This window comes from Clostridium sp. FP2 (assembly GCF_011065955.2).
Classification (GTDB): domain Bacteria; phylum Bacillota; class Clostridia; order Clostridiales; family Clostridiaceae; genus Clostridium_AD; species Clostridium_AD tagluense.
In genome coordinates this window covers 3,594,583-3,607,351 of sequence record NZ_JAAMNI020000001.1, presented here as the reverse complement: position 1 = coordinate 3,607,351, position 12,769 = coordinate 3,594,583, and the positions used below count along the sequence as shown (strand labels likewise).

12 protein-coding genes are annotated in these 12,769 nt (G+C 32.4%); 11 read left to right on the top strand and 1 reads right to left on the bottom strand.

The window, feature by feature from the left end; translation table 11 throughout:
• From purM to G9F71_RS17350, 6 genes are all read left to right on the top strand, one after another.
• On the top strand, positions 1–999 hold the full coding sequence (purM, locus tag G9F71_RS17375; RefSeq protein WP_164949066.1) for a phosphoribosylformylglycinamidine cyclo-ligase: 999 nt from the start codon (positions 1–3) through the stop codon (positions 997–999).
• Complete coding sequence (purN, locus tag G9F71_RS17370; RefSeq protein WP_164944429.1) at positions 987–1,595, top strand: phosphoribosylglycinamide formyltransferase; 609 nt, start codon at positions 987–989, stop codon at positions 1,593–1,595. The genes purM and purN overlap by 13 nt, the downstream gene beginning before the upstream one ends.
• A 54-nt stretch (positions 1,596–1,649) precedes the next feature.
• Entirely contained in the window at positions 1,650–3,152 is a 1,503-nt protein-coding gene (purH, locus tag G9F71_RS17365) for a bifunctional phosphoribosylaminoimidazolecarboxamide formyltransferase/IMP cyclohydrolase (protein WP_164949065.1), read from the top strand.
• A gap of 121 nt (positions 3,153–3,273) precedes the next feature.
• Complete coding sequence (purD, locus tag G9F71_RS17360; RefSeq protein WP_164949064.1) at positions 3,274–4,518, top strand: phosphoribosylamine--glycine ligase; 1,245 nt, start codon at positions 3,274–3,276, stop codon at positions 4,516–4,518.
• An 835-nt stretch (positions 4,519–5,353) separates the two neighbouring features.
• Complete coding sequence (locus tag G9F71_RS17355) at positions 5,354–5,638, top strand: ATP cone domain-containing protein (protein WP_164949063.1); 285 nt, start codon at positions 5,354–5,356, stop codon at positions 5,636–5,638.
• 37 nt (positions 5,639–5,675) lie between these two features.
• Positions 5,676–6,215, top strand: a complete 540-nt coding sequence (locus G9F71_RS17350; RefSeq protein WP_164944425.1) for an NUDIX hydrolase — start codon at positions 5,676–5,678, stop codon at positions 6,213–6,215.
• Between the two features lie 66 nt (positions 6,216–6,281).
• Here the strand turns inward: G9F71_RS17350 and G9F71_RS17345 are convergent, their stop codons facing one another.
• Positions 6,282–7,037: a TSUP family transporter gene (locus G9F71_RS17345; protein WP_164949062.1), complete on the bottom strand. Its 756-nt coding sequence runs from the start codon at positions 7,035–7,037 to the stop codon at positions 6,282–6,284.
• Between the two features lie 287 nt (positions 7,038–7,324).
• Between G9F71_RS17345 and G9F71_RS17340 the strand changes: the two genes are divergently transcribed.
• From G9F71_RS17340 to G9F71_RS17320, 5 genes are all read left to right on the top strand, one after another.
• A complete protein-coding gene (locus G9F71_RS17340; RefSeq protein ID WP_124998118.1) occupies positions 7,325–7,711 on the top strand; it encodes an RDD family protein in 387 nt (128 codons plus the stop codon).
• Positions 7,712–7,726: 15 nt separating this feature from the next.
• On the top strand, positions 7,727–9,082 hold the full coding sequence (gene rlmD / locus G9F71_RS17335; RefSeq protein ID WP_164949061.1) for a 23S rRNA (uracil(1939)-C(5))-methyltransferase RlmD: 1,356 nt from the start codon (positions 7,727–7,729) through the stop codon (positions 9,080–9,082).
• A 102-nt stretch (positions 9,083–9,184) separates the two neighbouring features.
• The gene (locus G9F71_RS17330; protein ID WP_164949060.1) at positions 9,185–9,571 is read left to right on the top strand and encodes a hypothetical protein; all 387 of its coding nucleotides are present in this window, start codon (positions 9,185–9,187) and stop codon (positions 9,569–9,571) included.
• Between the two features lie 90 nt (positions 9,572–9,661).
• Positions 9,662–10,684, top strand: coding sequence for a tRNA 2-selenouridine(34) synthase MnmH (mnmH, locus tag G9F71_RS17325; RefSeq protein ID WP_164949059.1), 1,023 nt, complete (start codon positions 9,662–9,664; stop codon positions 10,682–10,684).
• Positions 10,685–10,805: 121 nt separating this feature from the next.
• The gene (locus tag G9F71_RS17320) at positions 10,806–12,761 is read left to right on the top strand and encodes a type IIA DNA topoisomerase subunit B (protein WP_164949058.1); all 1,956 of its coding nucleotides are present in this window, start codon (positions 10,806–10,808) and stop codon (positions 12,759–12,761) included.
• The last annotated feature ends 8 nt before the right edge of the window (positions 12,762–12,769 follow it).

Here is a 12,769-nt window from a genome sequence, read left to right as displayed (position 1 = left end):
ATGATAACTTATAAAGATGCAGGTGTTAATATTGAAGAAGGATACAAGTCAGTAAAATTAATAAAAGAATTTGCGGCAAGTACTTTTACAAAAGGTGTTTTAAATCATTTAGGAAGTTTTGCTGGTATGTTTGAAATAGGTGAGGGCTATAAAAATCCTATTTTAGTGTCTGGAACTGATGGAGTAGGTACTAAACTTGATATTGCATTTAGAATGAAAAACTATGGCACTGTAGGGATTGATTGCGTTGCCATGTGTGTAAATGATGTCCTTTGCCATGGTGCAAAGCCACTTTTCTTTTTAGACTATATAGCTTGTGGAAAACTCGAGGCTGAAACAGCAGCAGAGCTTGTACGGGGTGTATCCCTTGGATGTATTCAAGCTGGATGCGCACTTATAGGCGGTGAAACTGCTGAAATGCCAGGGTTCTATAGAGATGGTGAATATGATATGGCAGGATTTACTGTAGGTATAGTGGATAAGCATAAGATTATTGACGGTTCTGCTATTAAAGATGGTTATTCACTTATAGGAATTGAGTCAACAGGTCTTCATAGCAATGGATACTCCTTGGTTAGAAAATTAATACCGGATTTAAATATTGATTTTAAGGGAGATAAGATCGGTAATACTCTTTTGACTCCAACAAAAATTTATGTGAAAACTGTACTAAATCTTATAGAAAAATTTGATATAAAGGGTATGGCACATATAACTGGTGGTGGTTTTTATGAAAATATACCAAGAATGTTTAGCGATAAGTTCACAGCGGTGGTAGATAAAAATAGTTTTAACACTCCAGATATCTTCAAACATCTTATTTCCCTTGGAGTAACTGAGCAGCATATGTTTAATACGTATAATATGGGAATAGGCTATGTATTATGTGTTGAAAATAGTGATGCACTTAAGGTTATAAAGACCATTGAGGATTTAGGAGATAGAGCATATAAAATTGGCCACGTTGAAGCTGGAGGTGGCGGAGTTTGCTTAAAATAGCCCTATTATTATCAGGAAGCGGAAGCAATCTTCAAGCTATAATTGATAATATAGAAAGTGGATATTTAAATTGCTCCATAGAAGCGGTGATTAGTGATAAGAAAGATGTATATGGCATAGAAAGAGCAAAAGCTAAAAATATAAAAACCTATGTAGTAGATAAAAAAGAATATGGTACAAAGCTTTCGGATGAAATATTAAAAATTTTAGATGATAATGTAGATTTAATAGTACTGGCTGGATTTTTATCTATACTTCAAGGGGATGTTCTTGAAAAATTTAAAAATAAAATAATTAATATTCATCCAGCCCTAATCCCATGTTTTTGTGGACCTGGAATGTACGGGATAAAAGTTCATGAAAAAGCAATAGAATATGGTGTTAAAGTTTCAGGATGTAGCGTTCATTTCGTAGATGCAGGTACAGACTCAGGACCAATTATAATTCAAAAAGTCGTACAAGTTTATGATAAAGATACAGCTATTGATTTGCAGAAAAGGGTTTTAGAGCAAGAACATATTGCGCTTTCGGAAGCTATTAAATATATAAGTGAGAAAACTATAAAAATTGTTGGAAGAAAAGTAATAGGTATTTAAATGTGAAGAAGGCATAGAAAAATAAATGTGCCTTACTCGAGAGGTGGAATAAGGATGATTAAAACAGCACTTATAAGTGTCTTTGATAAAGAAAATATTTTAAACCTTGCAACATCATTACAAAATAATGGGGTAGAAATTATATCCACAGGTGGAACTTTTAAATATTTAAAGGACAATGGTATAAAAGTAGTAGAAATTTCTGATATAACAGGCTTTGAAGAGATTTTAGATGGAAGGGTTAAGACACTTCATCCAACTATTCATAGTGGGATTTTAGCCATAAGAGATAATAAAGAGCATATGGCAACTATCAAATCCAAGGGAATAAAACCTATTGATATGGTAGTAGTTAATCTTTATCCTTTCTTTGATAAAGTAACAGAAAACATAAGTTTTGAGGAGAAAGTTGAATTTATCGATATTGGTGGACCAACAATGCTAAGAGCTGCTGCTAAAAATTTCAAGGATGTTATTGTACTTAGTGATACTAAAGATTATGAAAATATTATAAATAAAATGCAGGCTAAAGAAGAAGTAGATTTTGAAACTAGAAAATACCTAGCAGGTAAAGTATTTAATTTAATATCAGCTTACGATGCGGCTATAAGTAATTTCTTACTTGGAGAGGAAACATACTCCCAGTATCTTTCTGTTTCTTATAAAAAACAAATGGATTTAAGATATGGTGAAAATCCACATCAAAGTGCAGCTTATTATGTTAGCACAACAGAAAATGGAGCTATGAAGGATTTTAAGCAGTTAAATGGCAAAGAATTATCTTATAATAATATAAAAGACATGGACATTGCATGGAAGGTAGTATGTGAATTTGAGGAAACTGCCTGTTGCGGCTTAAAGCACAACACACCTTGTGGAGTTGCTATAGGAAGTAGCGTACTCCAAACATATAAAAAGGCCTATGACTGCGACCCTATGTCTATATTTGGTGGCATTGTTGCTTTTAATAAAAAGGTAGACAGTGAAACAGCACAGGAGCTTATAGCGACATTTTTAGAGGTGGTTATTGCACCTGAATTTGATGAGGAAGCCTTAAATATATTAAAAGCTAAGAAGAATTTAAGAATTATAGTATGTTCAAGTAAAGCAATTGATAAAATACAGATGGCCAGGGTTGATGGTGGAATACTTGTACAAAGTTCAGACCAAAAGTTAATCCAGGATGTTAAAGTAGTTACAGAAAATAAGCCATCAGAAGAAGAAATGAAAGATTTAATATTTGCAATGAAAGTAGTTAAATATGTTAAATCTAATGCTATTGTAGTAGTCAAAGATGGTGTGACTAAAGGAATTGGAGCAGGCCAGGTAAATAGAATATGGGCAGCTGAGCAAGCCTTAGAAAGATCAGTTGATGGTAATATAATGGCGTCAGATGCATATTTCCCCTTTGGAGACGTGGTAGAGCTAGCTGCAAAATATAAAATAACATCCATTATTCAACCGGGTGGCTCTATTAAAGATGCGCAGTCCATAGATATGTGCGATAAAAATGGAATTTCAATGGTGTTTACGGGTACTCGCCATTTTAAACATTAATAAGCCGTTATCACGGCTTAAGCTACTTTAGTAGATGAATAAGCTCTAAAGTATTAATCTCATGATAGGATAACCAAGTTATTCCATCATGAGATTTATTAAGATAATAGGAGATGAAATTATGAAGGTGTTAATAATTGGTTCTGGGGGAAGAGAACATGCACTAGTATCAAAAATTGCAGAAAATACCTCTGTTAAAAAGGTGTATTGTGCTCCTGGTAATGGTGGCTCGCAGAGAGAAAATAAGTGTGAGAATATTAATATTACAAAAATAGATGAACTTTTATCTTTTGCTTTGGAAAACAGAATAGATATTACCATAGTTGGATCAGAGGAACTCTTGGTACAAGGTATAGTGGATAAGTTCAATGAAAATGGACTTAAAATATTGGGACCTAGTCAAAAGGCGGCCAGACTTGAGGGAAGCAAATCTTATTCAAAAGAATTTATGAAGAAATATGGTATAAAAACAGCTGCCTATGAAGTCTTTGAAAATGAAAATAAAGCTTTAGAGTATTTAGAAAAATGCGAATATCCAATAGTAATTAAAGCAGATGGTCTGGCTGCAGGAAAAGGCGTAGTTATTTGTAATGATCTTATTCAGGCTAAAAATATCATAAATGATTTTATGATACTCGATATATTTAAAGGTAGCGGTAAGAAAATTATAATTGAAGAGTTTTTAGAAGGGGTAGAGGCATCTATACTTTCTATCACAGATGGGAAAATAATACTTCCGTTTATATCTTCAAAAGATCACAAGCAAATATTTGACGGAGACATGGGACCTAATACAGGTGGTATGGGAGTTATAGCACCAAATCCCTATTGTAACAAAACAGTATTAGATGAGTTTGAAAAACATATATTGGGACCTACTCTTGTTGGAATTCAAGAAGAAGCTATGGATTATAAGGGGATAATATTTTTTGGTATAATGATAACCAGTAAAGGGGTATATTTGCTTGAGTATAATGTTAGATTTGGGGACCCTGAGACTCAGGCGGTTTTACCACTTATGAAAAGTGATTTTGTGGAGCTTGTGACTTGCGCTATAGAGGGGGACCTCCAGAACTTTGAGCTGCAATGGAATAAAGGATATTCTTGCTGCGTGATTGCTGCATCAAAAGGATACCCAGGTAGATATGATACAGGAATTGAAATAAATGAGAATAATAAATTAGAAGGTAGGTTATTTGTAGCTGGGGCTAAAGAGGAAGAGGGGGTTCTTAAGACTTCTGGTGGAAGAGTTTTAGGAATAACAGGTCTTGGTGAAACATTAGATAAGGCAAGGGATATAGCTTATGCTGATATGAAAAAAATTCAGTTTGATGGAATGTACTATAGAAGGGACATTGGAAAATAATTTTAAGTATCCAATGAAGGCTCGGCATGTAGAATGTTCTGATAGTAGATCGTTCGTTAACAGACTCTAAGTTTATTCCATGAAAAATTTCCTAGCGCACTTATTCGACGTCCTGTCTCAAAAGTGCTAGCAGCCCGTCCTGGGCTGCTTACGTAAATTTTTCATTACATAAACTAAGAGTCTGTAAAACTCACTATATACTATCTATCACACTCCTACATGCTTTCACCTTCATGATTATAATTAAAAAATATGAAAATTCTCCGTAGTGACTTGCAATAAGAGACGATGGAAACGTTTAAATACTATTTAGAGTCACGTTTACGTAATGAACTTAAGGTATGTTATTGTAAAATAATTGTAATTTCGAAATCAGGTATTTTTTCTTGGATTATGCTAACAAAAGTATATATTGCGTAGAATGCGTTTGAATAAGCCTTAGTAATTCAAAATTCATTTTATTTGCAGGTGCGTGAAGAAAAACATATGTTTGAGCGTAAGCGAGTTTATGTTTTTTAGCAACTGTGAATAAAATGAATTTTAGAATCACTTGGCGAAGTGAAAGCATTTTAGCAATATATACTTTTAGTTATAGCATAATCTAAGAAAAAACTTTTAATCTAATTTCCAGTTTAGAGTTTTTTTGCAAGTAGCTCCAGAGAAATTTCATATCATTTAATGTTTCTTGAAAGTGTGCTTAGGGAAGGTTCTCAAAATGATATTGAGAATCGTCCTTAAAAATATTGAAAAAAAGGTTGAATATTGCGATAATATATTATATTATTAATAGTAATAATATAATAATGGTTTCATTTATGCGTAGGAGATGATAATTATGAAAGTTATCAAACGGGATGGTAAACTTCAAGAATTCGATTTAATTAAAATAAAGACCAGCATAGATAGGGCTTCTTGCGATGCTATGCAACCGCTTAATGAATCAGATATTGAGAATGTGGCAAAGGGCATTGAAAAAGGTTTAAAAAATTATCAAAAGGAAAATATTCATTCTGATATTATTCAAAAATTTGTATTGCGCGAATTAGAAAAACAAGGATTTAAAGTTGTGGCTGAATATTATAACCAAGGAAAAGTTAATAATAAAAAAGAAAGTAGATGAATTAAATCATCTGCTTTTTTGTTAGGAGTGGATTTTTATGGAATTATGGGATATTTATGATGAGAATAGAGAAAAAACCGGACGGACGCACGAGAGAGGTATTCCTGTGAAGGAAGGTGATTATCATTTGGTGGTTCATGTTTGGATTGTTAATGATAGAGGAGAATTTTTAATTCAAAAGAGGCAACCCTGGAAAGAGGGTTGGCCTAATATGTGGGATGGTTCCGCTGCTGGTTCTGCAATAGTTGGAGATAGTAGTAAAGATGCAGCTATAAGAGAAACGAAGGAAGAGCTAGGCGTTGATTTGGATATGAGAAGAGGTGAAATTTTGTTCACCATTAAATTTTCTAGTGGCTTTGAGGATATTTGGCTTGTTAGGCAAAATGTTAATATGAAAGATATAAAACTTCAATACGAGGAAGTTGCAGACGCAAAATGGGCTAGTGAGAAGCAAATTAAACAAATGATAGGGAATGGTGAATTTATAGCATACAATTACATTGATAAAATTTTTGAAATGGTGAGTTCTAACATAAAGAAACCTATATTTCCTAGTGAAGTTAAGGCGAAAAATTAAAAAACTATTAAAAAGTAGTTGGTTTATTTTAACCATCTACTTTTTATCTTTAAATTGGTTATGTAACTATTGAAGTATATTTATAAGCATTTTCAAGGCAACTGCAAGAGACATGGTTACAAATATAGGTTTTATAAGTTTTGAACCCTTATTTAAGGCAACTCTTGTACCCATTCTAGCTCCTAAAATCATAAATACTGCCACTGGTAATCCGAACATATAATTTATCTGGCCGCTAATTGCAAATAAAATTAGAGCTGTAATATTGCTGACAAAGTTTAAAATTCGAGCGTTAGCAGAAGATGATACAAAGTTGAACCCGAAGATATTTATAAATCCAAAAACTAAAAAAGAACCAGTGCCAGGACCGAAAAATCCATCATAAAAACCTAGAGAAAGGGCAAGGATAACGCCACCTAGTACATTTTTTTTAGTAAGTCCCTTAAATTTATCTTGGAGCCCTAAAGATTTGGAAAAAAGAGTATAAATTCCAATAAACATGATAAGAATTAATACTAGTGTATTTAAAAACTTTTGGTCTATATTTAGTACTGCTTTAACACCTAGCATTGAACCTATGAAAGTAAAGGGAATAAGGTATTTTAAGAGTTTGAAATTTGCCTTGCCTGATTTTATAAATCCAAGAGAACTAGTAAAAGAACCAGCAGTGGCACTAAATTTGTTTGTACCAAGAACCATATGAGGAGGGAGTCCTGCAAGCATAAAGGCGGGTACACTTATGAGGCCTCCACCTCCAGCGATGGAATCTACAAAAGAGGCTAAAAAACCAGCCATACATAGAAGAATAGTTTTAGTAATCATATAACACCTACCTAATTTTCATTTAAACAAAAGCAAATATACAGTTTCCCTATCATTATAAATGATTATTAATATAAATTAAAGACATATATCCATTCACTGTAAGTTAGGCTATCACACAAAAACATCCTGTAAATTTTCAAAGGATACATAATAGCCTCTTGATTTATACTTCATAAATACGTATTATATATAGATGGGAGTAAAAATTATATGTTTTTCTCTCGTCTCGGATTAATAAAATAAGGTTTTGAAAAATAATAGTATAATAAAAAGGAGGATTTACAATGTTAGAACAAAAGGACGTAAACAAAAGTGTTATTGAGGAATCAGATGATATAAATAATAAATCTTTAGGAAAAAACGAAGAATTAATGGGTACGGATGTTAGTAACCAAAATTCTAACGAGTACAAATCTATAAAACCTAATTTTATAGATACGCTTAAAGCTAGCCTAATAGATTTGGTAGTTATAGGAGGAATATCGGCAGTAGGAGTATTTGTGGCAGATGCGATTTTGAAATTAGCAGGATATTCTATAACTCAAAAGTTCCAAATGGGATTTATAATTTTCATGGTGGTTATGGTTCTATATATGAGTATTATGGAAAGTGGTAAAAAATCTAGTACCATTGGTAAGAAAATATCCGGACTAATTATTACAAAAGGATAGGGGATAGAGAAAACTATGCAAAAAAGAAAAGAATACGAATTTTATATAGAAGATATGGAATTTCCAGCACAGGGAATAGCATTTCATGAAGGTGAAAAAGTTTCTATTAAAAATACACTGCCAGGTCAAAAGGTAATTGGCAGAGTGTTAAAGAAGAAACCAGATGGATTCCAAGCTAAACTTGTAAGTGTCATTGAGGATGTGGACTATAAGATTGAACCGCAATGTACTATTACGGATTTATGCGGGGGCTGTAGCCATCAATTTCTTTCTTATGAAAAACAATTAGAATTTAAAAAGCAACAGGTATTAAGGTTATTTGAGGCTGCAGAAATTAAAGATTTTGAGTTTTTAGGAATAGAGGAGAGCCCAGATCAATTCGAATATAGAAATAAAATGGAATTTACTTTTGGAGACTTTCAAAAAGATGGTGAGTTAACTCTAGGCATGCATCTCAAAGGAAGAAGTTTTAGCATAGTTACTGTGGATGATTGTAGAATTGTAGATGTTGATTTTAGAGAAATTTTAAAATTAGTATTAAACTATTTTAAAGAATTAAAATTACCACATTATAAAGTAATGGAGCATGCAGGATATTTAAGAAACTTAGTTATTCGAAAAGCCACAAGTACTGGTGAAGTATTAGTTAATATTGTAACTACAACTCAGATAGATTTTGATTTTAGTGAAATAACTAATATGCTTAAGGCGTTAAAATGTGTTGGAAACATCACAGGAATAATACATACATTTAATGATGGCCTGGCAGATACAGTTCACCCTGATAAAATAGAAGTATTATACGGAAGAGATTATATTATGGAAGAAATATTAGATCTTAAATTCAAAATAAATGCTTTTTCATTTTTTCAAACTAATACAAAAGGTGCAGAAAAGCTTTATGGTTTAGTTAGGGATTTCTTAGGCTGCGCTGAATCAAAAGTAGTATTTGATTTATATTGTGGAACGGGAACTATTGGACAAATTGTTGCAGCTAAAGCGAAAAAAGTTTTGGGAATTGAATTAATAGAAGAAGCGGTTGCTGCTGCAAATGAAAATGCTAAAATTAACGAATTAGATAATTGTGAGTTTATAGCAGGTGATGTAGCAAAGGTTATTAAAGAAGTGAAATATAAACCAGATTGCATTATTTTAGATCCTCCAAGAGCTGGAGTGCATCCTGTAGCTTTAGATTATGTTATAAAATTCGATGCGCCACATATAGTTTATGTATCTTGTAATCCTAAAAGTCTAGTAGTTGATTTGAAGGAAATGATGGATAATGGATACAAAGTTCAAAAAGTAATACTTATGGATATGTTTCCACATACTCCACATATAGAAACTATTGTAGATATAGTAAAAATTTAATCATATAGCATAATTATTTTTATATTTAGTTGAAAAATGTACCCTTTCGCATTTGAATGGCATATAAAGTAGTATAAATTCAAATAAAGGAGGGATGACTGGATGGTAGATATAGTTATTCAATATGTTTTAATACTGCTTTTAGTAGTAGGCCTTGGCTATTTAGTTTACTTGTTAAAGGATAAGGATATAAATCTTAGGGAAGACTATTTTGGTCTTGCTTATGTAATATTTGGTGGATTATCTGCTAGTGAGTCTACACCTGAAAATGCAAAAAGAATTATTAGAATTATTTCAAGCGTAGTTCAGCACGTAGAATCAAATTATAAAAACAGTGAAAATACCTTTAAAGAAGAAAAAGCTATTAATATGGCAAAGGATGCTATTAGTTTATTGAATCTTGAAAGCAACATAGATAGAGAAAGCTTAAAATATATTATAAGATTAGCTGCAGCATTACTTCCAGCAACTAATAAAATAACAAAATAAGATTACAGCAATTACGATATTAACCGGCAGGAGAGTTTTGTTCTGCCGGTTGTTATTTTCTTAACTGAAACAAGCCAAGGAGGAAAGTTAATGTTAGAAACCATAGAATATGGAGAACTTGAGGGGAATTATGTATTAGTTGACGTAAGAAGTCCAGGTGAATTTGAGGAAGGGACTATAAAAGGGGCAATTAATATACCCTTATTTGATGATGAAGAAAGAAAAATTATTGGTACCATATATACAAGGGAAAGTGTTGACAAAGCAAAAAGAATTGGACTAGAAGTGGCATCTAAAAAATTACTCCATATTTATGATGAAATAAAAGAACTTAGTAAACAATACAATAAAATTGTGTTATTTTGCGCTAGAGGAGGAATGAGAAGTGGTGTGCTTGGTATGCTGCTTAGTTCTCTTGGCATAAATACAGAGAGAATACATGAGGGCTATAAGGGATATAGAAAATTTGTAATTGAAAAGTTACCTGAACTTAATGATGGTGTTCAATATGTGGTTTTGCATGGTAATACTGGTGTTGGTAAAACGGAAATACTTAAACAATTAGAATGTGATGGATTTGATGTTTTAGACCTTGAAGGGTTTGCTAATCATAGAGGATCACTTTTAGGTACAGTAGGACTTGGAAAAACAACCAGTCAAAAGGCCTTTGAATCTAAAATATATCATATGTTACGAGAGGCTAAAAGCTCATATGTATTTATTGAAGCAGAAAGCAAACGAATAGGAAACACTACAATACCTGATTTTATATTTCAAAAGATGAAAAGTGGTATACATATATTTGTAGATGCAGATATTGATTTTAGAACAAATCTTATTATTAATGAATATACAAAGTTTGAAAACTGTAATAGCGAAATAATTGATTGTTTAAAAAGATTGGAAAAATATATTGGAGAAAAAAACATTGACAGATACTGCAAGGCTGTTTTAGAATCAGAATATGAGGTCGTAGTAAGCGAACTTATGATTAAACATTATGACCCTATGTATATGCATTCAGCGGGTAAATATGATTATGCATTAGAAATTAAAGTAATGGACATAAAAACTGCCACGCAGCAAATAGAAAATTGGTTCAAAGTTATATAAAAGAATAAAAATACCAAAAAACAGAAACTAATGTTCTGTTTTTTTATTTAAAGGCCTTTACCTTTTGAGAGTAAACATATAAAATAACAAATGTATAATAAAATTTTACTGGAGGATTTATATGAGTTTTGATAAGGAAGAAATTCAAACCTATGATGTAACCGACTTAACTTCTCTAGAAAAACTAGAGCCTGTAAGAATAAGACCAGGTATGTACATAGGGTCTACAGGGAGCAAAGGGTTACATCATTGTATATGGGAAATTTTAGATAATTCTATAGATGAGATAGCTAATGGCTATGGTGATAGAGCTGAAATAATATTAAATAAAGATAAAAGTGTTACTATTGTTGATAATGGTAGGGGGATTCCTACAGGAATACATCCTATAAAAAATAAATCTGGTGTGGAAATGGTATTTACTGAGCTTCACACTGGTGGAAAGTTTAATAATAAGAACTATAAAACTTCTGGTGGACTTCATGGTGTTGGAGCTGCCGTAGTAAATGCATTATCGGAGTGGCTCTTAGTTGAAATAAGTCAAAAGGGTAAGATCTTCACTCAAAGATTTGAATATTCTTATGATAAGGAGTTAAAAAGACTTATGCCAGGTACACCAGTGACCAAGCTGGTCGAAGTAGGGTTAACAAAAAAGACGGGTAGTAAAATTACTTTTATGCCGGATAAAGATGTATTCACTACCTTGGAATTTAAAACAGACGTTATTGATGAGCGGCTTCAAGAATTAGCCTTTCAAAATAAAGGAATTACCTTAGTATTTATAGATAATAGAAAAGAAGGGAACCCTACAAAAGAATATCACTCAGAGCGGGGACTCCTAGATTTTATAGATTATCTAAATGAGAGCAAAACTGTTTTGCATAAGGACCCTATATTTTTTCAAGGTGAAAAAGAAATAAATGGCATACAATTATATGGCGAAGTGTGCATACAATTTACTGATTCTACTACAGAATATATTGCTAGCTATGTTAATAATATACCAACTACAGAATCAGGAACTCATGAAACTGGATTTAAAACAGGCATGACAAGAGCTTTTAAAGAAGGCGCTAAAAAGCTTAATCTTTTAAAAGAGAAGGATAAGGAATTTGAAGGTGACGATTTAAGAGAAGGTATGACGGCCATCGCTAGAATTAAAATAAGCAACCCAATCTTTGAAGGTCAGACTAAAAGCAAATTAGGAAATAATGAGGCCTATAGCATGATGAATGAATTATGCTTTGCTAAAATTTTAGAGTGGATAGAAGACAATAAAGAAATGGCTACTAATATAATAAATAATGCTATTTCTGCTGCATCGAGACGGGATAAAATAAAAAAGATTAATGATGCTGAGAGAAAAAAAGTAGGTAAGGGTGCAGCTCCTCTTGCAGGGAAGATTGCAGTATGTACATTAAAAGATTCGCAGTTTACAGAATTTATAGTGGTGGAGGGAGACTCAGCTGGTGGAAGTGCAAAACAAGCCAGAGATAGAAGATTCCAAGCTATAATGCCTTCGAAAGGTAAAATTATGAATACCGAAAAGCAAAAGTTGGAAAATGTACTAGCTAGTGAAGAACTTAAAATATTTAACACTGCCATTGGAACAGGAGTTTTGGAAAATTATAAGGAAAAAGATTTAAAATATGGCAAAATAATTATTTTAAGTGATGCAGATGTTGATGGATATCACATTAGGACCTTATGGATGACTTTTATTTATAGATATATGAGACCGCTCATCGCCAATGGTCACCTTTATATGGGAATGCCACCACTTTATAAGGTTTATAAGAATGGTAAAAATGGCGAAGTGGCTAAGTATGCTTATAGTGATGAAGAACTAAATAAGACAAAAAAAGAAATTGGAAAAGGTGCTCTTATCCAAAGATATAAGGGTCTTGGAGAAATGAATCCAGATCAACTTTGGGATACTACACTAAATCCAAGTACTAGGACTTTGCAGCAGGTTACCATAGAAGATGCAGCAAAGGCAGAGAAGATGGTTTCACTTCTAATGGGTGATGTTGTTGCGCCTAGAAAAAATTACATGTACAAATATGCTGAGTTTTAAAGGGGGAT